The 22,766-nt window shown below is 72.3% G+C and carries 18 protein-coding genes; 10 read left to right on the forward strand and 8 right to left on the reverse strand.

The features are described 5' to 3' along the window. Nucleotides 1–108: 108 nt before the first annotated feature. Genes ABZ321_RS21585 through ABZ321_RS21605 form a run of 5 tightly spaced genes read right to left on the reverse strand, consistent with a single transcriptional unit; the run spans nucleotide 109 to nucleotide 5,419 of the window. Nucleotides 109–1,152, reverse strand: coding sequence for a 2-hydroxyacid dehydrogenase (locus ABZ321_RS21585; protein ID WP_354893756.1), 1,044 nt, complete (start codon nucleotides 1,150–1,152; stop codon nucleotides 109–111). Continuing rightward, a complete protein-coding gene (locus tag ABZ321_RS21590) occupies nucleotides 1,149–2,564 on the reverse strand; it encodes an FGGY family carbohydrate kinase (protein ID WP_354893759.1) in 1,416 nt (471 codons plus the stop codon). Before ABZ321_RS21590 ends, ABZ321_RS21585 begins: the two co-directional genes overlap by 4 nt. Further along, nucleotides 2,551–3,330, reverse strand: coding sequence for a DeoR/GlpR family DNA-binding transcription regulator (locus ABZ321_RS21595; RefSeq protein WP_344513978.1), 780 nt, complete (start codon nucleotides 3,328–3,330; stop codon nucleotides 2,551–2,553). The genes ABZ321_RS21590 and ABZ321_RS21595 overlap by 14 nt, the downstream gene beginning before the upstream one ends. After that, nucleotides 3,327–3,944, reverse strand: a complete 618-nt coding sequence (locus tag ABZ321_RS21600; protein WP_354893762.1) for a histidine phosphatase family protein — start codon at nucleotides 3,942–3,944, stop codon at nucleotides 3,327–3,329. The genes ABZ321_RS21595 and ABZ321_RS21600 overlap by 4 nt, the downstream gene beginning before the upstream one ends. Beyond that, on the reverse strand, nucleotides 3,941–5,419 hold the full coding sequence (locus ABZ321_RS21605) for an FGGY family carbohydrate kinase (protein ID WP_354893765.1): 1,479 nt from the start codon (nucleotides 5,417–5,419) through the stop codon (nucleotides 3,941–3,943). The genes ABZ321_RS21600 and ABZ321_RS21605 overlap by 4 nt, the downstream gene beginning before the upstream one ends. Nucleotides 5,420–5,653: 234 nt before the next feature. Between ABZ321_RS21605 and ABZ321_RS21610 the strand changes: the two genes are divergently transcribed. From ABZ321_RS21610 to ABZ321_RS21650, 9 genes are all read left to right on the forward strand, one after another. Then, a complete protein-coding gene (locus tag ABZ321_RS21610) occupies nucleotides 5,654–6,655 on the forward strand; it encodes an inorganic phosphate transporter (RefSeq protein WP_344513972.1) in 1,002 nt (333 codons plus the stop codon). Further along, the gene (locus tag ABZ321_RS21615; protein WP_354893769.1) at nucleotides 6,580–7,281 is read left to right on the forward strand and encodes a DUF47 family protein; all 702 of its coding nucleotides are present in this window, start codon (nucleotides 6,580–6,582) and stop codon (nucleotides 7,279–7,281) included. Before ABZ321_RS21610 ends, ABZ321_RS21615 begins: the two co-directional genes overlap by 76 nt. Nucleotides 7,282–7,507: 226 nt before the next feature. Next, nucleotides 7,508–8,848 (forward strand): ABC transporter substrate-binding protein, encoded by a 1,341-nt coding sequence (locus ABZ321_RS21620; RefSeq protein ID WP_354893772.1) that lies wholly within the window; start codon nucleotides 7,508–7,510, stop codon nucleotides 8,846–8,848. A 12-nt stretch (nucleotides 8,849–8,860) separates the two neighbouring features. Then, on the forward strand, nucleotides 8,861–9,547 hold the full coding sequence (locus ABZ321_RS21625) for a glycerophosphodiester phosphodiesterase (protein WP_354893775.1): 687 nt from the start codon (nucleotides 8,861–8,863) through the stop codon (nucleotides 9,545–9,547). Beyond that, on the forward strand, nucleotides 9,547–10,341 hold the full coding sequence (locus tag ABZ321_RS21630) for an inositol monophosphatase family protein (RefSeq protein ID WP_354893778.1): 795 nt from the start codon (nucleotides 9,547–9,549) through the stop codon (nucleotides 10,339–10,341). Before ABZ321_RS21625 ends, ABZ321_RS21630 begins: the two co-directional genes overlap by 1 nt. Continuing rightward, on the forward strand, nucleotides 10,338–11,303 hold the full coding sequence (locus ABZ321_RS21635) for a sugar ABC transporter permease (RefSeq protein WP_344513963.1): 966 nt from the start codon (nucleotides 10,338–10,340) through the stop codon (nucleotides 11,301–11,303). Before ABZ321_RS21630 ends, ABZ321_RS21635 begins: the two co-directional genes overlap by 4 nt. Next, nucleotides 11,300–12,115, forward strand: coding sequence for a carbohydrate ABC transporter permease (locus ABZ321_RS21640; RefSeq protein WP_344513962.1), 816 nt, complete (start codon nucleotides 11,300–11,302; stop codon nucleotides 12,113–12,115). Before ABZ321_RS21635 ends, ABZ321_RS21640 begins: the two co-directional genes overlap by 4 nt. After that, complete coding sequence (locus ABZ321_RS21645) at nucleotides 12,112–13,665, forward strand: hypothetical protein (RefSeq protein WP_354893783.1); 1,554 nt, start codon at nucleotides 12,112–12,114, stop codon at nucleotides 13,663–13,665. The genes ABZ321_RS21640 and ABZ321_RS21645 overlap by 4 nt, the downstream gene beginning before the upstream one ends. Before the next feature lie 13 nt (nucleotides 13,666–13,678). Continuing rightward, nucleotides 13,679–16,306, forward strand: coding sequence for a phospholipase D-like domain-containing protein (locus tag ABZ321_RS21650; RefSeq protein ID WP_354893786.1), 2,628 nt, complete (start codon nucleotides 13,679–13,681; stop codon nucleotides 16,304–16,306). Between the two features lie 85 nt (nucleotides 16,307–16,391). Here the strand turns inward: ABZ321_RS21650 and ABZ321_RS21655 are convergent, their stop codons facing one another. From ABZ321_RS21655 to ABZ321_RS21665, 3 genes are all read right to left on the reverse strand, one after another. After that, nucleotides 16,392–17,342: a cation diffusion facilitator family transporter gene (locus ABZ321_RS21655; RefSeq protein WP_354893789.1), complete on the reverse strand. Its 951-nt coding sequence runs from the start codon at nucleotides 17,340–17,342 to the stop codon at nucleotides 16,392–16,394. 153 nt (nucleotides 17,343–17,495) lie between these two features. After that, a complete protein-coding gene (locus ABZ321_RS21660) occupies nucleotides 17,496–20,282 on the reverse strand; it encodes a tetratricopeptide repeat protein (protein WP_354893792.1) in 2,787 nt (928 codons plus the stop codon). Further along, the gene (locus tag ABZ321_RS21665; protein ID WP_354893794.1) at nucleotides 20,279–21,358 is read right to left on the reverse strand and encodes an effector-associated domain EAD1-containing protein; all 1,080 of its coding nucleotides are present in this window, start codon (nucleotides 21,356–21,358) and stop codon (nucleotides 20,279–20,281) included. Before ABZ321_RS21665 ends, ABZ321_RS21660 begins: the two co-directional genes overlap by 4 nt. 202 nt (nucleotides 21,359–21,560) lie before the next feature. Between ABZ321_RS21665 and ABZ321_RS21670 the strand changes: the two genes are divergently transcribed. Continuing rightward, nucleotides 21,561–22,664 (forward strand): trypsin-like peptidase domain-containing protein, encoded by a 1,104-nt coding sequence (locus ABZ321_RS21670; protein WP_344513951.1) that lies wholly within the window; start codon nucleotides 21,561–21,563, stop codon nucleotides 22,662–22,664. Nucleotides 22,665–22,766 lie beyond the last annotated feature (102 nt).

Raw genomic sequence — 22,766 nt, forward strand, 5'->3', positions numbered from 1 at the left:
GCGGGATGCACGCGCGTTCGTGGCAGCGGGTCTCTGCATGCCCCGGTGTTCGCGCGTACCCCCGTCACGCCAGCCGGTGGCGGTGCGGTCCGCCGGGGCCCGAGCTGATCACCGGCCGTCTGGCTCGGCCGCGGCGGCTGCGGCGGCCGGGTGGGCCGGGGGCGTCGCGGCACCGGCGAGCCACGTGGCGAGCGCGTCGGCGGCCTGCTCCGCCGCCCGGCGGGCGGTCTGCACGGTCGCGCCGGCGAGGTGCGGGGTCAGGACCGTGCCGGGTGCCGCCCGCAACGGCGAGTCCGCCGGCAGCGGTTCGACGTCGAACACGTCGAACGCGGCGGCCCGCAGCCGTCCCGACGTGAGCGCCTCGGCCACGGCCCGGTAGTCGAGCAGGCCGCCACGCGCGGAGTTCACCAGCACCGCGCCGTGCGGCAACTGGGCCAGTTCCTTGGCGCCGATCATGCCGCGGGTCTCGGCGGTGAGCCGGGCGTGCAGGCTCAGCACCTGGCTGCGGGACAGCAGCTCGTCCAGCGTGACCGCTTCGGCGCCGTCGAGGGTGGTGGGGTCGGCGTACGGGTCGTGCACGATCACGGTCGCGTCGAACGCGCGCAGGATGCGGGCCACGCGCCGGCCGATGGCGCCGTAGCCGATCAGGCCCGCGGTGGTGCCGCCGAGCTCGGAGCCGACGGCGTCGAGCGCGTAGAGGTCGGAGCGCCACTGGCCGGCGAGCACCGACGCGTGGGTTTCCGGGATCATGCGCAGCGCCGCGAGCATGAGCGCGACGGTGTGCTCAGCGGCGGCCACCGCGTTGCGCCCCGGCGTGCTGCGGACCTCGATGCCGCGGGCTTCGGCGGCGGCGAGGTTCACGTTCACCGGGCCGCCGCGCGTGACCACGATCAGCTTCAGCGCCGGGGCGGCGGCCAGCACCCGTTCGGTGAGCGGCGCCATCTGGGTGATCACCACATCGACCCCGGACAGCAGGTCGATGAGCGCGTCCTCGATGTCCGACGCCTCGTCGACCTCGTTCACCCGGCCGAACGGCGTGTGCGGCCACGGTCCGGTGTGCGTGACGATGTCGAGGTCGGCGAGTCTGTGGAGGGCATCGATCACGAGCGCGGGGGTGACGAAGTGGTCGCCGGCGACGAGTACACGGGTCACGGGGTGGTCCTCCAGGTCGAGCGGGCGCTGGCAACAGCGGACAGGTAATGGGCGTATCGGTCGTCGCGGGAGCGGCGCGGGGTGAACACGGCGGTCGGCGGTGGTGGCGGCAGCTCGGCGATGCCGACGGTGCGCAGCGCCGCCTGGACCGCACCGCGGGCACCGACCTCATCGCCGAGCAGCACCCGGACGGGCCGGCCGAGGACGTCGGCGAAGATCTGTGCCCAGGCGCCGCTGCGCATGCCGCCGCCGCAGGCGAACAGTTCGCCGTCCAGGCCCGCGGCGGTGAGGCAGTGCCGCGCGCTGTACGCGATCGCTTCGCAGGTCGCGAGCACCAGGTCGGCGACCGTGACGCCGGTGTGCAGCCCGTCGATGCGGGCCCGGGCCGCGGGCGCCACGAACGGCGCCCGTTCTCCCGCCTCGGCGAAGAACGGCAGCACCGACAGGCCGGTGGAGTCGCCACTGGACAGCAGCGCAGGCAGGTCGTCGAGGGTCGCTCCGGTCAGGTTCAGCACCCAGTCCAGTCCCGCCGTGCCGACCATCGCCGGCAGCGCCCGCAGCCACCTCCCGGGTTCCCAGGTGGTGAGGGTCAGGCCGGCGGGTTCGCCGGTGCCGACGCGATCGGTGAGCACCTGGCAGGCCAGGGTGGTGCCGACGGTCAGCAGGCCGTCGCCGATCTGCGCGACGCCGGCTCCCAGCGCGGCGGCCGGCAGGTCGTACGGCGCCGCGACCACCGGTGTGCCGGCCGGTATCGCGCCGATCGTGGTGCGCAGCCCCTCGACCGGGGAGGCCAGGACCGGTGGGAGCAGGTCCCGGCGGTGGGCGAGGCCCAGCGCGGCCAGCAGCGCGGGATCGTAGTCGCGCGTGCCCGGGTCGAGGAGGGGCACCGAGGACACGTCGGTCGCGCGCAGCCCGGTCAGGCGTTGCACGATGACGTCCTTGCAGTACGCCGCGGTGGCCGCCCGGTCGAGCGTGGCCGGCTCGTTGCGGTCGAGCCAGGCCAGCAGCGGGCCCGAGCTGCCCGCGAACGGCAGGTTGCCGGTGCGGTCGTACACCTGCTGCAACGCCCCGTCGGTCGTCCACTCGGCGACGACGTCGGCGGCGCGCGCGTCGAGCCAGGAGATGGCGGGCCGGACGGGGTGCCCGGCGTCGTCCACGGCCCAGAGTCCGTCGCCCTGTCCGGTGATCCCGATCGCGGCGACCGGCCCGGGTTCGAGCTCGTCCAGGACGGCGGCGACCGAGGCGGCGACCGCCGCGGCGTCCTGCTCGTACCGGCCGGGGCCGGCCCGGTGCAGCGCCGTGGGGCGGGCGGCGCGGCGCAGGGCGGTGCCGTCCGCCGCGAACACGACCGCCTTGGTGACGGTGGTGCCGACGTCGACGCCGACCGCGTGGGGAGCATCAGACGGCTTCATATCTGACACCGTTTTCGCGCATCTCCAGCAGTGCCTCGGGCGGCGCCTGCTTGTCGGTGAGGACCAGGTCGATGTCGGACAGCGGGGCGAGCCGGTGCAGGGAGGCCCGGCCGAGCTTGGTGTGGTCGACCATGAGCACCGATCGCTGGGCGGCGCGGATCATGGCCCGCTTGACCAGGACGATCTCCTGCTCCTGGTGGTAGGCGTAGCCGCCGGACACGGCCGACGTCGAGGCGAAGAGCAGGTCGACGCGCAGCGCCTCGATCGCGTCGATGCAGGGCACGCCGAGGAAGGAGTCGTGGGTCGGGTAGTACTCCCCGCCGAGGGCCAGCAGCCGGATGCCCCGCATGGTGCTGAGCAGTTTGATGGTCTCCAGGAAGTTGGTCATCACGGTCAGTGGTGCCGCGTCCTCCAGGAGCCGGGCGAGCTCCAGCGTGGTGGTCGAGTCGTCCAGCATGATGGCCATGCCCGGTTCGATCAGCTCGCGGGCCCGTTGCGCGATCGCGAGCTTCTCGGCCTTCGCGGCACGCAGCCGGAAGGACACGTTGCTCTCGAACACGCTCGACGGCTGGGCGCTCACGCCGCCGCGGAACTTGCGCACGACGCCTTGCCGCTCCAGCTCGTCGAGATCGCGGTGGATGGTCATCAGGCTGACGTGGAACAGCTCGGCCAGGTCGTTGGCCGACACCGAACCGTGCTGCAGGACGTGTTCGACGATCTCCGCCTGCCGCTGGGCCGGCCGGCTGCGCTCCGTGGGGTCGGTCATGGCTGCCATCCTTCAGACACCGGCACGTTGTACGCCAGCAGGGCCACCGGCACGCCGTCCTCGGACAGCCGCAGCGTGGTCACCGCGACCGGATCGAGCGCCGGCAGCCGGCGGCGGTACTGCGCGAGCGGCAGGCCTAGCGCCGCACACACGACCAGCCGGATGATCGTGCTGTGGGCCACCACCAGGGCGCTGCCCTGCGGCACCCGCGCGGCCAGCGCGGCGAGCCCGGCATGGAACCGGTCGACGGCGAGGGCCGGATGCTCCCCGCCGGGGAAGTGGTGCGTGACGGGGTCGACGGTGAACCGCTCGGCGACGGCCGGGTCGAGCTCGGCGAGGGTGTGCCCCTCCGCGATGCCGAAGTCCAGCTCCCGCAGCCGCGGGTCGGTGGCCGGGACGAGGCCGGTCGTCGCCGCCACGGCGGCCGCGGTGTCCACGGACCGGCGCAGATCCGAGCAGGCGAGGGCGGCGTACCCGCGACCGGCGGCCCAGCGGGCGAGCGTCTGCGCCTGCTGGACGCCGACGTCGTCGAGCGCGATGTCGCTGCGTCCGGTGTACCGGTTGGGCGCGTGCCAGGCCGTTCGCCCGTGGCGGGCCAGCGTGACGGTGTTCATGCCGCACCGCCGGAGGCGCCGACGAGCGGGACGTCCTTGGCGTAGCCGGCGAGCGTGGCGTCGATCCAGTCGCGCTCGACCAGGGCGTCGAGGAAGCGGGCGTAGGCGTCCGCGAACCGTCCGGTCGCGCCGGGCCGAGGCGTGAGGACCGTTCCGGGGCGGATCATGCGTTCGGCCGCCGCGACGAGCGGGCCGTCGCCGGCGGCGGCGAGGACGGCCATGCCGAAGGCCGGCTCGGCGCTGGCCGGCAGGATCAGTTCATGGCCGAGGATGTCGGCCCGCAGCTGGCACCAGTACCGGCTGCGGGTGGCGCCGCCGGTGATGTAGTACGGCCCGTCGACCCGTGCGCCGAGCCGGCGCAGGTGTGCGTATGCGAGCTTCTCGACGTAACCGACGGCCTGCAGCACGGCCGCGTACCGGTCGTCGTCGTCGACGAGGTCGCCCGCCTCGAACGCCTCGGCGTCGGGCCGCACGAACGGGAACCGCTCGCCGCGGCCGGCGAGTGGGTAGACGATGCCGCCGGCCGGTTCGAACCGCGCCGCGGCCGCGTCGCGGCGGGTGCGGTCGGCGGCGGGGAAGCGCCGGTCGAGCAGGCCGGCGCCGACGCTCGAGGCGCCGCCCGGCAGCCAGCCCTGGTCGGGGTGGCGGTGCGAATACACGGCGCCGGCCGGATCTTCGAGCCGGTGCTCCGTGACGCCCTTGAGCACGAGGGTGGTGCCGAGCACGGCGTTCCACGAGCCGGGGACCAACGCGCCGGCCGCGATCTGCGCGGCGCAGCCGTCGGTCATCCCGGCGCGCACCGGTGTGCCGGCGGCGAACCCGGTGTGCGCGGCGCCGGTTGCGTCGATCCGGCCGAGCAGCGTCCCCGGCCGTACGACATCCGGAAGCACCCCGGAGGGCGACGCCGCCGGCCAGTCCAGCGCGGCCGGGTCGTAGCCGGTCTTCAGCGCGTGACTCCAGTCCGTGGCGACCCGGTGCCCGACCAGGCGCGCGGCGAGGAAGTCAGGGCAGTGCTCGAGCCGGACCCGGCCGGTGGCGAGGCCCGCGCGCACCGGTGCGCTGCCGTGCTCGGCCAGCCAGGCGAGCTTCGCCGGTGGCCAGGAGGGCTGCCCGGGGCCGGTCCAGCCCTCGGCGGCGCGTGCGTCGTCGTACATGAGCGCCGGCGTGAGCGCCGCCGCATCGGTCAGCAGGAACGTCCCGGATGTGCCGCAGATCGCCATGCCCCGCACGAGCCCCGCCGGCCGGGGGTGCACCCGTGCCGCGTCGGCGAGCGCCGCTCGGCCGGCCTGGCCGAGGACCTGCCACCACTGCTCGGGATCCTGCTCGTGGCGGCGGCCGGACCGGTGGCTGTCCAGCCGGCCGGCGCCGCGCCCCACGATGACTCCGTGGTCGTCCACCAGCAAGACTCGCAGGCTTTGTGTGCCGACGTCGACGCCGGCCCACAGGCCCGAGGTAGAAGTGTGCTCGATTCCCATGCGCTGTCGCAGCTTCCCGTCGTGCGAAGTGAGCGTTCGGTTGATGTTAAGATAACAGCCACTTATCGTATCGGCTAGATCCAGGTGGCCGATTCGATGTCTTGGCAGGTCAAGCTCGGTATGTGACCAGCCAGGTCGGGCTGGACCCGGCCGCCTGCCCTCGCGACGCTGCGAGATTTTCACATCAACAGTTCACTACGGGCGTGCTTCGAGGCGCCGGAACGGATGGTGCGGGTGTCGACCGCTACGGCTGTCGCTCTCGGCGTCGCCGCGCTGTTCGCGGTGTTCACCGGCTTCAACGACGCGGGTGTCCTGGTCGGCATCGGGGTCGGGGCGTCAGGGCTGCGCCCGCCCGGTGCGCTCGCGCTGCTCACCACCGCCGTGCTCGTCGCGCCACTGCTGGTCGGCACCGCGGTGGCCACGACCCTCGACGGACGGCTGGTGCCGTCCGCGGCGCCGGGTCCGGCGTTCAGGGTGCAGATCCTGGCCGGCATCGGCGCGGCCGTCGCGGTCACCGTGCTGCTGGCTGCCCGTCGCCTGCCCACCAGCCTCACGCTGGCGCTCATCGGCGGCATCGCGGGCGCCGGCACCGGCGGCGGCCTCGTCCGTGGCGGTGGCGACGCCGTGGACTGGGCGGTGGTGGGTGCGGTGCTCGCCGCGGCGGCCGCGGCGCCGCTGATCGGTGCGCTGGTCGCCCTGGCCGCGGCGCGGGTCGTCGCCGCGCTGCCCCCGGCCGGGCGTCCCGGCGGGGCCGCCGGCCGCCTGCGCCGGCTGCACCTGGGTGGATTCGCCGCGGCCTGCGTCGCGTACGGCGCCAACGACGGCCAGAAGATGCTCGCGGTCTACGCGGTGCTGCTCGGCGGCGGGCCGGACCGCCACGCCCGCTCGCCGGCCGCGTTGGCGCTGATCGCGGTCTGTTTCATGGCGGGCGGCCTGCTCGGGGTGCGACGCCTGGGCGGCGCCGGGGGCGGGCTGGTCGCGGCCCGGCAGGACGGGGTGGTGGTGACCGAGCTGTCCAGCGCCAGTGTGGTGCTCGGCACGGCCGCCGTCGGTGCGCCGGTGAGCATGACCCAGTCGATGTCCGGCGCCCTGGTCGGCGCCGGACTCTCACGAGGAGCGAGGAGAGTGCGATGGCGGAAGGTTCTGCGACTGAGCCAGGCGTGGCTGTTGACCCTGCCGGCGGCGTTCGTCGGAGGGGGCGTCTGCGCGGCGGTGGTGGTGTCGCTGGTGTCCTGAGCGGGCTGGCCCGGCTGGCGCGGGACCTGGCCGGTGCCGACGACCGGTCGCTGGTCGGCCTCGTCGCCGCCCAGGTGTGCTGCGCCGAACGCGGCGTCGAGGTGGCCCGCCGGGTCACGGCGGGCACCGTGGAACCCGCCCGGGCCCGGCGTCTCATCGGCGTGGTGGAGCACGACGGCGACGCGCACCGGGCGGCCCTGATCGGCCGGTTGCGGCGCATCGTGGCGTCCCCGATCGACCGGGAGGATCTGTTCCGGCTCTCCCGCAGCATCGACGACGTGCTCGACGCGACACGCGACTTCGTCCGGGAGTTCGACCTGTTCGGCGCGGCGCCCGACCCGCTGTACGGACCGGTGCTGGACCGTCTCGCCGGCGGGCTCGCCCGGCTCGACGCCGCGGTGAGGCTGTTGCCCGACGCGCCCCGGCAGGCTGCCGAGGCCGCGTCGGAGGCGAAGAAGCCCGGCGTCCGCCCGGCGTACCAGCAGGCGGTCGCCGCGCTCATGTCTGATGCAGGAGCACCGGCCCTCGTGCCGGTGCTCCTGCTCGGCCGGCTCGACGTGGCCGGTCAGCGGCTTGCCGCGGCTGCGGACGCCCTTGCCGACGGCGTCATGAAGCGCTTTCAATAGCAGGCGGAGTGAAGTTCACATGAAGATAACGCGTCATGTTCGGGGTGCTTTCTGCGTGCTCTGTCCTGATCGACATACCGCTTCACCTCGGAGGAGGGACCCTGTTTGGGTGCGGTCGTGATGATGGTCTTGTGAAAACAACACTGCTGATGTTAAATCACTCCAACGCCGCTGACACCCCGGGCTGCGAAGCTCACCGCAGCGCCGCGGCGCATCAGGAGGAGACATGGTACGGAGACGCATTTTTGCGGCCGCCGCGGTCGCGACGCTGTTCACCGGGCTCACGGCCTGCGGTGACGACGCGGGCGACAGCAGCGGCGGTGAACAGACGGTGACGTTCTGGCACTCGATGGCCGGTGCCAACGGCGAGGCGGTCAACCACCTCGTCGAGGAGTTCAACAAGGCCCACACCGGCAAGGTCAAGGTCGAGGCGACGTTCCAGGGCAAGTACAACGACTCGCTCACCAAGCTCAAGGCGTCGGTGCAGTCGCGGCAGACGCCGAACCTCGTGCAGGTCTTCGAGATCGGCACGCAGCTCATGGTCGACACCAAGGCCACGGTCTCGTTCGCGGACGTCGCCGGACCGGCCGGGATCGACACCGCCACCGTCGAGCCCGGCATCGCCAAGTACTACACGGTCGGCGGCAAGCTGCAGGCCCTGCCGTTCAACGCCTCGGCGCCGGTCCTGTTCTACAACAAGACCGCGTTCAAGGACGCCGGGCTCGACCCGGAGAAGCCGCCGGCCACCATCGGTGAGCTGGCCGAGGCGTCGCGCAAGCTGACGGTCCGCGACGGGGGCAAGACCACCCGCTACGGCGCGGTCGCCTCGATCGACGGCTGGCTCGTCGAGCAGATGCTCGCCGCGGGCGGTGTGCAGTACTGCAACCAGGACAACGGCCGGTCCGGGCGCGCCACCGCCGTCAACTGGGACACCCCCGAGCTGCGCGGGATCGTGAACACGTGGGCCGGGCTGGTGAAGGACGGCAGTCTGCTCAACGTCGGGCGCAACAACACCGACGCGTCCGCGGCGTTCCAGGCCGGGCGTGCGGCGATCCTGCCGTTCACGTCGGCCAACCTGCGCGACATCATCAAGGGCTCGAAGTTCGAGGTCGGGGTCGCCAACTACATCAGGCCGGACGGCACCACCGCGAGCGGCGTGTTCAACGGCGGCGCGGCGGTCTGGACGATGGCCGGGCACCCGAAGGCGCAGCAGGCGGCCGCGGCGGAGTTCCTCAAGTACCTCGCGTCCGCCGACGCGCAGGGCTACTGGGCCTCGCAGACCGGCTACATCCCGGTGGTCAAGGCCGCGGCCGACAGCAAGGAGTTCAAGGACACCGTCGCCACCTACCCGGACTTCGCGAAGCCCGGCGCCGAGCTGCGCGCCGCCGCGACCACCCCGGCCAGCAGCGGTTGTCTGCTGGGCGTCATGCCGCAGGCCCGCGACAAGATGAACGACATCGTCGAGTCGGTCATCCTCGGCAAGTCCAGCGCCGACCAGGCCATCACCGCCGGGCAGACGGCCATTGCGGAGTCCATCGCCACCTACAACAAGTCCGTCGGACAGTAAGGGGCCCAGACCGTGCCGATCCTCGTCGGACACCGCGGCGCCCCCCTGCGTCGCACCGAGAACACGATCCCGTCGCTGCTGCTCGCGGCGGAGCTGGGCGCCGACGCGGTCGAGTTCGACGTCCGCGCCAGCGCCGACGGCCACCCGATCCTGCTGCACGACCGCACGCTCCAGCGGTTCTGGAACGACCCGCGCATGCCCGGGGCGGCGAGCCTCGCCGAGATCCAGGCGCTGCGCACCGAGGTGACCGGCGAGCGGATTCCGACGCTCGCCGAGGTCGCCGAGGTGGTTGCGCTGCGACTCGTCGTGGACAACAAGAACCCGGACCTGGTGCCGACGGTGGCCGCCGAACTGCGCGCCGCCGGTGCGCTGGAGCGGTCGTGGTTCATCGGCGAGCCCGAGGTGCTCACCGTCGTGCGCGCGCACCAGCCGGAGGCCGAGATCGTGCTGTCGTGGGTCGGCCCGGACCTGCCGCCGGACACACTGCTGGACGCGGTCCGGCCGCAGGCGCTCAACCTGCGCTGGGACAGCCTGACCGAGGAGTCCGTCGAGCGGGCTGCCGCGCGCGGGCTGCGCATGTGGACCTACTGCGTCGACGACGCGCAAGCGGCGGCCCAGGCCCTCGCCTGGGGCATCGCCGCGGTCATCTCCAACGACCTGCCCGCGGTCACGCCGGTCCTCGCCGGAGCGAGCGCCTGATGGCCGCACCGGACAGCGAGCTGAAGACGCTGCACGAGTTCGCGGTGGAGCTCGCCCGCGCCGCGATGCGGACGATCGCCGGGAGCAGCCCGCAACCGGCGACCGCCGGGACCAAGGCCGACGCCGCCGACTGGGTGACGCCGTACGACCGCGAGGTCGAACGGCTCACCCGCGACGAGATCGCCCGCAGGTTCCCGGACCACCGGGTCGTGGGGGAGGAGTACGGCGGCGGTGCCGGCGACGGATTCATGTGGTACGTGGACCCGATCGACGGCACCACCAACTTCGTCCACGGGCTGCCATGGTCGTCGTTCAGCCTGGCCGGCTTCGACGAGACCGGCGTGGCCGTCGGTGTGGTCGCCGACCCGGCACGCGGCGAGATACTCAGCGCCGTCCGCGGTGGCGGCGCCTTCGCCGACGGTCTTCCCGTCAGCTGCCGCCCGGTGAGCTCGCTCGCCGGCGAGGTGCTGCTGACCGAGTGGTCGAAGAACCGGCCGTGGCCCGGCATGTTCGCCGTGCTCACCGAGGTGTCGGACCGGTTCGCCGCCACCCGCATCATGGGCTCGTGTGCGCTGGCCCTGGCCAGTGTCGGGGCCGGGCGCGCCGCCGGAGCGCTCATCCCCGGCCGGTACGACCTCTGGGACGTCGCGGCCGGAGCGCTGATCGCCAAGGAAGGCGGCGCGCTCGTCCACGGAAGGGACGGTGTGAGCGGCGGGGTGCCCGAGGACGGCATCCTCGCCGCCGCGCCGGGCGTCGCCGACGAGGTCTGGCAGCTGTGGCGGGCGGCCGCATGACGGCCGTCGGCACCACCACGACCGGCCCGGCATCCGCCGCGGTGGCCCCGGAGCCCGGTCTGCAACCCCGGCGCCGGCCCCACTACCGGCCGGCCGAGATCGCCGTGGCCGCGGCGTTCCTCGTGCCGTCCACCATCGTCTTCGTCCTGTTCGTGTTCTACCCGCTCGTGCGCACCGTCTGGCTGAGCGTGCACGGCAGCGACATCTTCGGCAACGCCACTGACTTCGTCGGGCTGGACCGCTACGCGGACTTCTTCGGCGATCCCAAGCTGCGCAACGTCCTGCTCGTCACGGTGCTGTTCGCGGTGTGCACGGTGCTGCCCACCCTCGTGCTGGGGCTCGGGCTGGCGCTGGCGTTGCAGTCCAAGGTCAGGGGCATCGGCTTCTTCCGGACGCTGATGGCCACGCCGTTCGCGTTCTCCGCCGCGTCGGCCGCGGTCGTGTTCGACGTCTTCTACAGCCCGAGCATCGGCGTCTTCAACGGCCTGCTCAGCGAGTTCGGCGTGTCCGGCATCGACTGGCTCACCGACCCGGACACGGCGCTGCCCAGCCTCGCCGCGGTCAGCGTCTGGCGCGACCTCGGCTATGCGGTCCTGGTCTTCTCGGCCGGCTTGCAGGCGATCCCCGAGGAGTACCTGGAGGCCGCCCGCCTCGACGGCGCCGGTCGCTGGCGGGTGCTGACCGGGATCGTCCTGCCGCTGCTCACCCCGACGATCTTCTTCATGCTCGTGGTGTCGACGATCGCCTCGCTGCAGACCTTCGGCGAGATCAACATCCTCACCGGCGGTGGTCCAGACGGCGCCACCACCACCCTGGTCTACGGGCTGTACAAGTCGGCGTTCGCGTTCGGCGCGTCGGACTACGGCCTCGCCTCGGTGCAGGGTGTCGTCCTGCTGCTCCTCGTCACCGCGATCACCGCGATCCAGTTCAGGGTCCTGCAGCGGAAGGTGTTCTACTCATGAGCCGGTTGCGCAACGCCGGCACGATCGCCGGGCTGGTCGTCCTCGTCGCCGTGGTGATCTTCCCGCTGTACTACGCGGTCGCCGGATCATTGATGAGCCGCGACGACCTGACCCGCTTCCCGCCCGCGCTGCTGCCGACCAGCCTTCACGTGAGCAGTTTCGGTGCCGTGCTGGACGCGGTGCCGCTGGCCCGCCAGTACGGCAACAGCATCCTGGTGTCCCTCGTCGTCGTTCTCGGCGTCCTGCTCACTTCGGTGCTGTCCGGCTACGTGTTCGCGTTCCTGCACTTCCCGCTGAAGCGGCTCGCGTTCGGCATGTTCCTCGCCACGATGATGGTGCCGGCCGAGTCGATGATCATCCCGAACTACCTCACGATGGCGGACTGGGGCCTGGTCAACACGTTCCCGGCACTGTTCCTGCCGTTCCTCGCGGCCGGCTTCGGGACCTTCCTCATGCGGCAGTTCTTCCTGAGCTTCCCGAAGGAGGTGTACGAGGCGGCGAAGGTCGAGGGCTGCGGACACCTCCGGTTCCTCTGGCAGATCCTCGTCCCGCTGTCCCGGCCGGCGATCGGCACCCTGGCCATCCACTCCTTCATCAGCAGCTACAACCACTACTTCTGGCCACTGCTGGTCACGAGCACACCGAAGATGCAGACGCTGCAGATCGGCCTCGCCCAGCTCAACTCGGTCGAAGAGCGGGCGCCCGACGTCATCTTCGCCGGCGTCGTGCTCGCCATCATCCCGATGCTGGTGATGATCTACATGTTCCAGCGGCACATCGTGCGGGGCCTGACAGCGGGGGCGGTCCGATGACCACGACCCGGGGGAAGACGGCACCGACCCTCGTGCCGGGCGAGGTCGCCGGCACGGGCAGCCACGGCCTGTACCACCGGCTGCGGCAGGTGCCGGGCGAGGCCCACACCCTGCGCACCGACTTCGTGCCCGGGCCGGCCCCGTCCGGCGGCAGCACCGTGATCGCCACCCTCGCCCACCTGACCGATCTGCACGTCGTCGATCCCGGGTCGCCGGCCCGCCTGGACTTCGCCATGCGGACCGGCGCCGGCGCCGCCGGCTGGGCCGGGCTCGTCGACTGGGTGTTCCGGCCGCAGGAGGCGCTCGCCCCGCACGCCGCCGCGGCGATGATCCGCACGCTCGCCGCGCTCGACCTCGATGCGTGCGTGGTGACCGGCGACAACATCGACAACGCGCAGGCCAACGAGCTCGCCGCCTACCTCGCGCTGCTCGACGGCGGCACCGTCGAGGTCAGCCCGTTCGGCTACCACGGTCCCCAACGGCTGGACTGGGACGACCCCTGGTACTGGCGGCCCGACCAGGGCGACGACCGGTACAAACGCCTGTGGGGGTTCCCGACCCACCCCGGCCTGCTGGAGGCCGCCACCGCACCGTTCACCGCCGCAGGCCTCGGCCACCCGTGGCTCGCCTGCCTCGGCAACCACGACCTGCTGATCGGCGGCACCACCGCGGCCCGGCCGGACCTCGCGGCGATCGCCACCGGGCCCCGCAAGCCGGTCGGCCTGCCGGACGGACCGGATCTGCCCGATGCCCTGGGCACGTTCCTGACCGATCCGGCCGCGCTCTTCGCCGGGCCGTCCCGGCCGGTGCCGGCACTCGCCGGCCGGGCCTTCATCACCCCGGCCGACTTCGTGCGCGCCCACCGGCACCCGGGCGCGCGCCCGGCAGGGCACGGGTTCACGGCGGCCAACCACCGCGACGGCACCGCCCACTACGCCTACGACCCCGTGCCCGGCGTGCGGATCGTCGTGCTCAACACCGACAACCCGCACGGGCACTGGGACGGCAGCATCGACCGGGCCCAGCTCGACTGGCTCGCCGAGCAGCTCGCCGCCGACGGTCCGGACGACCCGCTCATCGTGCTCGCCTCGCACCACGCGACGAGCTCGCTGCGCAACGGCTACGGCGTCTGCCCCGACCACCCGGGCGAGCGCGCCTACGCCGGCGAGATCCTCCGCCTGGCGCTCGGCTGCCGCAACGTGGTGCTCTGGCTCAACGGCCACCACCACGCCAACCGGGTCGTCGCGCACCACCGCGGCGACGGCGGCGGCCTGTTCGAGGTGACCACCGCGGCGATCGCCGACTGGCCGGTGCAGGCGCGGGTCCTGCAGATCGCCCGCGAGCGGTCCGGCGGACTCTGCATCACCAGCACACTCATCGACCACGACGCGCCCGTGGTGCCGGCCGCCGGGCAGGACACCACCGACCGGCTCGCCGCGCTGCACCGCGAGCTGGCCTACAACGACGCCGTCCGCGCCGGTCGCACCGGTGCGGCCGGCGGCGCGCCGGACCGCAACGTCCGGCTCCGTCTCCCCGCACCACCACGCTGAAGGGAGCACCGCCTTGCGCCGACCGTTTCTGGCGCTCGTGCTGGTGATCGGCATGGTTCTCGGCACGGCCTCGCAAGCCGCCGCCGCGACTGTGACCGTCACCAGCGGCTCGATCAAGGTTCTGTTCCTCCGCCCGAACCTCGACCCAGTCCCCGATGCCGACTACGCCACCCCCGACCCGAACAAGAACGGACCCCAGTTCACCCAGTACCAGACCACCGGCCTGCGGGACGAGATCGACACCCTGGTCCAGGCCAGCGTCGCCGGATCGACCCTCTACGCGTCGCTGTACACCTTCACCGACCAGGCCATCACCGACCACCTGCTGGCCGCGCACGCCCGCGGGGTGAAGGTGCGCCTGCTCATCGAGGCGTGCACCGACGGCGACCCGGCGGTGTGCAACCAGTCCGCCCAGGTCGACTCGCTGGTCTCCGGCCTGCCGGCGTGGTCGTCCAGCGCGACCGGCTCATGGGCCAAACGCTGCTTCGCCTCCTGCGCGGGCGGTGGCACCGGCATCAACCACAACAAGTTCTGGGTGTTCAGCGCCCTGTCGGACGGGCGCACCGACGTCACCCTCATCGGGTCGAACAACCCCACCAACCCGCAGCAGCAGATGTACCAGAACCTCGTCGAGGTCTCCGGCAACGCCGCGCTCGCCACGGCCTACCGCGACTACGTGAACCGCAAGCTCGCCGTGACCGGCAGCAGCAAGGTCTACGAGACCGGCCACGTCGACGCCGGGCCGTTCCGGCTCTGGTACTCGCCACGCAACTCCCCGAGCACCGCCGAGGACACCACGATCACCAACTCGTTCAACCCGCAGAGCACCCGCCACGACATCTTCGCCGCCGCGATCGACGACGTGCAGTGCTCCACGACGAGCACGGACGACGTGATCCGGCTCGCGATGTGGGGGTTCCGCGACGCCCGGCCCGAGGTCATCGACGCGCTGGGTGACAAGGCCGACGCCGGCTGCACCGTCGAGGTCGCCACCGGCGAGCACCAGGACATGATCGACGACCTGGCCGCACGCGGCATCGGTGTCTACTCGATGAACCCGGGCGGCTGCCGGCAGTCGTTCTTCGCGGTGGGCTCGGCCGTCAACGCCGAGTGCTCCGACGGCAGCATCCACTCCAAGTACCTGGTGGTGCAGGGGGTTTCCCGCAAGGACAACCAGACGCATCGGTACGTGTACACCGGCTCGCAGAACCTCACCAACGGCGCGCTGAAGAAGAACGACGAGACGTTCATGCGGATCGACGACACGACCGTCTACAACGGTTTCGTCGCCGACTTCGCCGCCATCAAGGAAGCGGCGGTGAAGATCGCGCCGTCGCGGTACCCGAACGCCACCTTCGCCACGGCGAACCAGGTCGCCACCGGCGACCAGTTCGAGCCGGCGGTCGCCTCGTACCGCGACGCGAACGGGCGCCACGTCAGCGTGGTCGCGTTCAGCTCCGGCTCGCTGACCGGCACCGGCAACGAGATCCGGCTGGGTCGCTTCGTCGACGGGGTGCGCCAGTCCGACGTCGTCGTGCGCACCGGCGGCAGCACGAACTGGAACTACCGCACACCCGACGTGGGTCTTGCCGCCAACGGCGACGCGGTGCTCGTGTGGGCCGACGACAGCAACGGCAACGGCGGCTACGAGATCCGGTCCCGGCGCGTCCACCCGGACGGGACGATGACCTCGATCGTCAACGTCAACACGCAGGCCGCCGGCGACCAGAGTGAACCGTCGATCGCCGTGCTGTCCGACGGCCGGTTCGGCGTCGCCTGGCAGGACACGACCACGGCCGGGGTGAGCTCGATCCGGTACGCCTCGTTCAGCGCCGCCGACGTGCGGCTGTCACCGGTGAGCGGCGGATACGACGTGCCGGTACAGGCGGTGGCGGGTGGGACCTACCGCAAGCCCGACCTCGCGATCAACGACTCCGGCACCGCCGCGGTCGCCTGGGAGGACGACGAGGACGGCAACGGCGGGTACAGCATCCGGGGGAAGACAGGCACGCTCGCCGGATCGTTCGGCACCGTCGTCGCCGTCCACACCGGCACACTGTCCGACGGCCAGCAGCTCGAGCCCTCGGTCGCGATCGGCGCGTCCGGGATCTGGTACGTCGCCTGGACCGACGAGCACACCGGCCGGACCGGCTACGACGGCAACCCGCAATCGCTGATCTACGTGCGCGGCTTCACCGGAACGACCGCCGCGTTCGCCGCCCGCACCGTCAGCGGGCCGATCTACCGGTGGACGGCCAGCACGGCCGGCGTGTACAGCGTGACGGCCCAGACGGCGTACCAATCCGACCGGGTAGGCCGCCAGTCGCGTCCGGACGTCGCCGTGGACGGCGCCGGCAACGCCGTGGTGACGTGGCACGAGACCGGGCAGGCGACCGGACTCACCAGTGCCAGCAGCGGCACCGAGGTCTGGGCCCGCGGCATCGGCTCGACGGGCGGGACGAGCAACCTGTTCCCGGAGCACCGGCTGAGCGTCTTCACCGCCAACCGCCAGGACACCCCGGCGATCGGGGCCGACCAGGACGGCTACCTGACGGTCGTCTACGTCGACGACTGGGACGGCAACGGCGGCACCCAGCTGATGATCCGTTACGGCCTGCGCAACTGCGCGCAGACCTGCTGACAACGGTGCTGGTGGGGAGGGCGGCGCCGCCCTCCCCACCAGCCGCCGCGCTCGGGCACAGCTGCCGGACCAGACGCCGGGCGTGCTACACAGACGGGTCGGCCGGCGGCTGGTAGATGTCAGGTTCGACGAAGATCAGGGTGGCGATCGGCAGGACGGCGCGGATGCGGGCCTCGGCGCTGTTGATGGCGTCGCTGACTTCCTCCGAAAGCCGCCCGGGCGGGACGGCGACCTTGACCGCGACGAGGAGCTCGTCCGGGCCGAGGTGCATGGTCCGCATGTTGATCACCCGGTCGAACTGGGGTTCGGCGATCAGCGCTTCGCGGATCTTGCGGATGTTGGCCTTGGAGGCGGACTCGCCGACGAGGAGGCTCTTGGTCTCCATGGCGAGGATGACGGCGATCACGACGAGCAGCGCGCCGATGACGAACGTGCCGATGCCGTCGAAGACCGGGTTGCCGGTCAGCACGGTCAGCCCGACGCCGAGCAGGGCGACGACGAGACCGGTGACGGCGCCGGCGTCCTCGAGCAGGATCGTCGGCAGCTCGGGGGCTTTGGCGTGGCGGATGAACTGCCACCAGGTCTTCGACCCGCGGACCGCGTTCGCCGCCTTCGCCGCCGTGTACAGCGCGTAACTCTCGAGCCCGATCGCGATGACCAGCACGACGACCGCGACCAGCGGGGTGGTCAGCTCGTGCGGGTGGACGATCTTCTGGTACCCCTCGTACAGCGCGAACAGCCCGCCGAGGGTGAACAGGACGATCGAGACGATGAACGCGTAGATGTAGCGTTCCCGGGCGTAGCCGAACGGGTGTGCCTCGTCGGCCTCACGCCGGGAGCGGCGGCCGCCGACGAGCAGCAGCGCCTGGTTGGTGGTGTCGGCGAGGGAGTGCACCGCCTCGGCGAGCATCGACGAGGAGCCCGTGATGAACGCGGCGACACCCTTGCTGACCGCGATCCCGAGGTTCGCCGCGAGCGCGGTCACCACCGCCTTGGTACTGCCGCCGTCCGCTGCCACCGCGCTGAACTCCTCCATGTCTGCCTGGGGGTCTGCCTGGGGCTCCGCCGGACGCCGCCAAGGTCGACCGACAGTCTGGCATGCCCCCGCCGATCGGCGACACGGACAACGTCACAGGGTCGACGCCGGCACCGGCACGGCAGCCCATGCCGGTGGCGACCGCGGAGAGCGTCATGCGTCGCCTGTCGCGGCCCGCATCTCGGCGAGCCGGCGACGAACGGCGTCCACCAACGGACTGTTGACGCCGAGCACCTGCTCGGCGAGGGGGAGCAGCTGCTCATCCATCGCGATCGCCTCGCCGACGCGACCCACCCGCCAGTAGGCGACGGCGAGGTTGTAGCGGGCGATCAGCGCGCCGGGGTGGTCGTCGCCGAACTGCCGGCGGCGGCCGGGAAGAACCTGCTCCCAGACCGCGACCGCTTCCTCGATCCGCTCGGCGTCCCAGTATGCGGTGGCCAGGTTGGAGAGGGTGGTCAGGACATCGGGGTGGTCGTCGCCGAGCAGCCGGCGGCGGCCGGCGAGCACCTGTTCGAGCGCGGCGACCGCGTCCTCGATCCGCTCGGCGTCCCAGCGGGCGACGGCCAGGTTGGAGAGGGTGGTCAGCACATCGGGGTGGTCGTCGCCGAACAGCCGGCGGCGGCCGGCGAGCACCTGCTCCCATACCACGACCGCGTCCCCGGTCCGCTCGGCGGCCCAGTAGGCGATGGCCAGGTTGTGGCGGGTGGTCAGCACCTCGGGGTGGTCTTCGCCGAACACCCGGACATAGCCGATGAGCAGCTGTTCGAAGGCCGCGGCCGCCTCGGCGGCGTGACCCTGCAACCGCCGGTAGTTGGCCGCGCCGCCGGCGATGCGCAGCGCGCCGACGTTGGTGTGGACGGCAGGCAGGTGGCTCAGCACCGCGTCGAGGTGCGGCAGCAACGCGTCCCACCGTTGCCAGCTGTCCACGGTGTCGATCGGCTCGGCCGGCAACGCCGCGGTCAGCACCCGCACCGCCTCGTCCAGGCCGCCGCCCGGCGTCTCGGCGCGGATGACGGCCTGGACCAGCCGGTGCACGCGGACCGTGCCCGCATTCCAGGTGACCATCTTGTACGACGTCAGCAGCGTCAACGCCTCGTCCAGGTCGGCCGGGTGCTCGGACAGCGCCATCAGCACGTCCTCGGGCACCGCGTCGGGCGCCATCCAGGCCAGCACGCGCATCACGCGGTCCGCGAGCACCGACCGGCTCCGGACCGCGTTCAAGGTCAGGTGCAACGGTGCGGCGGCGGCCGGGTCCGCGGCGTTGTCGTACGCGTCCAGAGCGAGCTCGCCGCGCAGCAGCGACCAGTACTGTTCGAAGGTCAGGCCGTCGTGCTGCCTGATGTACGCGCCCGCCTGCTCCAACGCCAGCGGAAGGTCACCCAGCTGCGCGGCCAGCCGGCCCGCCCCGGCGGTTGCCGGCAGGCCCGTCAGCGCGACCAGCAGCTCGACGCTCGCGGGACGATCCAGCACCCCCAGCGACAGCGGTGCCAGGCCCAGCGAAGCCCACCGGGCCAGTCCCGGGTCGCGGCGGGTCGTCACCACCACATGGCCCCGGCCGGCCACGTCGCCCAACAGCTCGGCGACGTCCTCCACGTCCTCGACGTCGTCCAGCACCAGCAGCCAGTTGCTGTTCGACCGCAACCAGCCGACCGCCCACGCCTGCGCATCGGCAAGTGTGCCGGCCGGACCCAGCCGCCGCGCGAACGTGGCCAGCCCGAGCCGCACCTTGTCTGCCGTGCCCGCGCTGACCCAGCACACCTGCCGGTAGCGGCCCGCGTGCTCCAGCGCGTAGCGCAGCGCCAGTTCGGTCTTGCCGATGCCGCCGAATCCAAACACCGACGCCTGGCCCACCACCACCCCGACGGCGGCGGGCAGCCGCCGGGAGAGCTGCGTCAGGTCACGGCCGACGAACACGTCCGAGGCCGGTGGCAGGTCCCTGAGCCCGCCGGAGCGAGCTGTGTCGCGGCCCGCCCGGCGGCGACACAGGCAGATCCGCAGCTGCGGCAGGCTCCGCCGCAGCTGTGCGACGGTCCGCGACAGGCCGTACGCCTGCCGTGTCTCGTCGAGGACCAGCAGCACCGGGGTTCGCGTGAGGCCTGCGGCGTCGATGATCGTGGCGAGGTCGTCGCTCCAGCCGCGAGCCTCCTCGTCCGTGATCCCGCCCGGCGACGCCAGCCGCCGCTCCCAGTCCAGCAGGATCGGTGCGCAGCGATCTGCCGCCCGCGGGCGCTGCGCGAGGATCTGCCTCGCCGTTTCCAGCAGCACCGGCGGCAGCGTGGGCGGACGGACGTCCGGACGGCTCAGGTCGAGGTACGCGATGGGCAGGCCGGCCCGGGCACGGTCGAGCAGGAAGCGGGCGGCGGCCACCGAACCACCACCACCGTCAAGGACGGCGAGGGTCGACCCGGGTGTGGGGTGGACCAGGTCGCGGAGCACACGAAGGTGCTCGCCGTCGTCAGGTTGCCGGCCCGCGGCGAGCGCTTCGACGGGTTGCAGCAGCAGGAGCCACTCCAGCCGGGCCGCGAGCGAGCCCGGGTCCGGCAGGTCGTCGAACCCTGCGGGTCTGAGCCAATCGCAGACGGTCCGGACGCAGACGAGCGCCGGGAGGTCCAGCTCGTCGATTGCGGGTCGACGGCCGGTGAGGTACAGCTCTAGGAAGACCTGGATCGGTTCGGCCGGGCGCTGCGGGTTGGCGGCCAGGGCGTCGAGGATCCGCCCTTGCTGCCGGAGCCGGCGCAGCACCTGAACGCGCACGTCCGTGCCCAGGGTCCACCGCCGCTGCAATGCGGCGTCGACCGTCACGTCCGAGTCCAGCAGCAGCAGGTCAAGGTCGCCGGGCGGGCCCGGGACAGGGGTGATGGCCGGTGGTGAGTACCAGGCGAGGACCGCGGCCGCCTCGTGCAGCCCGCCGGACCCCGTCGTCGCCACCCCCTCGGTCATGCGCGCACCGACGGCCCGGCGGCATCCGCGAGCGCCCGGCTCGCCCGATCACCGAGCACCCGCAGGTAGTCGTGCTGCTCCGGGTGCAGGTCCGCGAGGACACGGGCGGCGGCGTCGGCGAGGAGCTGCTCGGTCCAGGGCACGCCGAGCTGCTCGTAGGCGTCGCGGAAGAACTGCGCGACCTCGTCGGCGCCGATCTGCTCCAGGGTCTCGATCGACGCGTGCTGCCCCACGGCGACGAGGGAGTCGTCGAAGCCGAGGAGCACCAGCCGGAACCCGGTCAGGAACCGGTCGACGCGCCGCGCCAGCTCCTTCACGAGATCGATGGTGGCCTGCATGGCGACGACGTGGTTGAAGCCGTCGATGACGATCCACGGGTTGCGCTCGTCGCGCATGGCATGCGACTCGAACTCGTCACAGAAGAGCAGCACCCACTCCGGCCACGGCGTGCCGGCGGGGGCGGTGGCCAGCTCGGCCGGGTAGCCGAGCATCCGCACGATGCGCTGGGCGACGTCGTGGGGTGTCACAATCCGGTCGCGGCCGAGCAGCCGCGGGATCGCCTCAAGATCTACGTGGGCGATCCGGAACGCCGGGCGCACCATGTGAAGGTACGCGATGAGCTGCGTCGTATGGGACTTCCCGGTCCGTCGCGGGCCACCGACCACGAGAATCCGCCGGCCGGTGGGCTGGCAGAGCTCCCGGAGCGCCGCCCGCAGCCGGGACCGGTCGATCAGCACGTGACCGCCGCTGAGCCGGCACGCCGCGAAGTGGTCGGCGAGCGCGACCGGTGGGGCCGGCGACACCCGGTCGAGGGTTTCGCGCAGCAGGTCGTCGCTCGGAACGAGCGCCGAAGCGGTGCTCAGCAGCTCGATCAGCCAGCCGTCGGCGAACGCCGCCTTCACCACCGCCAGGACGTTGCCGCGGTAGTCGTTGCCCTTGACCTCCAGCTCGTCGAGCGTGCGGTCGCACGACATGACCAGCTCTTCCAGTCGCTGCCGGTCTGCGAAGGCCACCAGTAGGCCGTCGCGCACGGCAAGGAGTTCGCGTGGTTGGAGGTTCGGCCGGGCGAAGGTCATCGCCGCCGGACCCGCTGCTTCGGCATAGGAGGCCAGCCTAGGTCAACCGCTCGACCGGGCTCAATCACGCGACCGCGCAGCATTGCCTGGCCCATCGGGTCGGGAAGGCTGGCGGCGCGGCCCGTGCGGTGTGCCTTCGTGGTATCACTGTGCTGGTTCTGGCATACGCCACGGATCCTCCGGACAGACAGGCCATTCGCTGATGCCCCCAAGCCGGTTGACCGGTCCGGAGATGATCGAGCTCCGGAATCTGCTCGCCGACGCGTTTCCGCGTTCGCGGTTCCGGGAGCTGCTGCTCGGCAGGCTGGACCGGCGGTTCGACGACTTCGTCGGGGCCGAGGTGGGGTACCGTGCGGCACTGCTGGACATCGTCCAGGATGCCAACGCCCAACTGTGGTGGCGTGACCTGCTCACCGCGGCCCGGCAGGCCCTGCCGACGGACTCGGACCTGCTGGCGTTCGCGGCGCGGTTCGAGCTGGCGCCGCAGACCGGCACCGGCGGCGCGTCGCTGGAGCTCAGGATCCGCCAGTCCAACTCGATGTACGACCTGGCCACGTGGCTGGCCCGGCTCGGCGAGATCGAGGGTCAGGTGTGCCGCGTCGAGGTGTCCCGTCCCGGCGGGCTTGGCACCGGCACCGGATTCCTCGTGGGGCCCGACGTCGTCCTGACCAACTCTCACGTCGTGAAAGCCGTGGTCGACGGCGTCGTGGCACCGGCCGCGGTCCGGCTGCGGTTCGACTACCGGTATCTCGCCGACGGCGTCACGCCCGCGCCCGGGACCGTGCACCGGCTCGCCGCGGACTGGCTGATCGACCACAGCCCGCACAGCCGGCACGACGGAGAGGTCCCGCCAACAGGTGAACCGTCCGCCGACGAGCTCGACTACGCCCTCCTGCGGCTGGCCGGCCGCGCCGGCGAGGAGCCGGTCGGCGGGCCCACCAACGACGGCGAGTGGACGCCGCGGGGCTGGCTGAAGATGCCGGTCGCCGACCACGACTTCACGAAGGTCCGCGCCCTGTACATCGTGCAGCACGCCGACGGGGCACCGCTGCAGGTGGCGATCGACTCCGAGGCGGTCCTCGGCGTGAACAGCTCCGGCACGAGGGTCCGGTACGCGACGAACACCGAGCCGGGGTCGTCCGGCTCGCCGTGCTTCGGGCCGGACTGGCAGTGGGTCGCGGTCCATCACGCCGGCGACCCCCGTTACCCCGCCTTCGGGGTCGCCGGGTACAACCAGGGCATCCCCGTGGCCGCGATCCGCGCCGCCACCCGCAAGCGCGGCACCGACACGGCGTTCGGGCCATGACGGTGCCGCGCTCAGCTGCGTCGGCTCGTCCTCGGATGGGCCGCGGACATGGCCTCCGGTGGCGTCGCCGGGCCGGAGGTGGCGCTACTTCGGAGTAACCTG

The organism is Dactylosporangium sp. NPDC006015, from assembly GCF_040614215.1.
Lineage (GTDB): Bacteria > Actinomycetota > Actinomycetes > Mycobacteriales > Micromonosporaceae > Dactylosporangium > Dactylosporangium maewongense.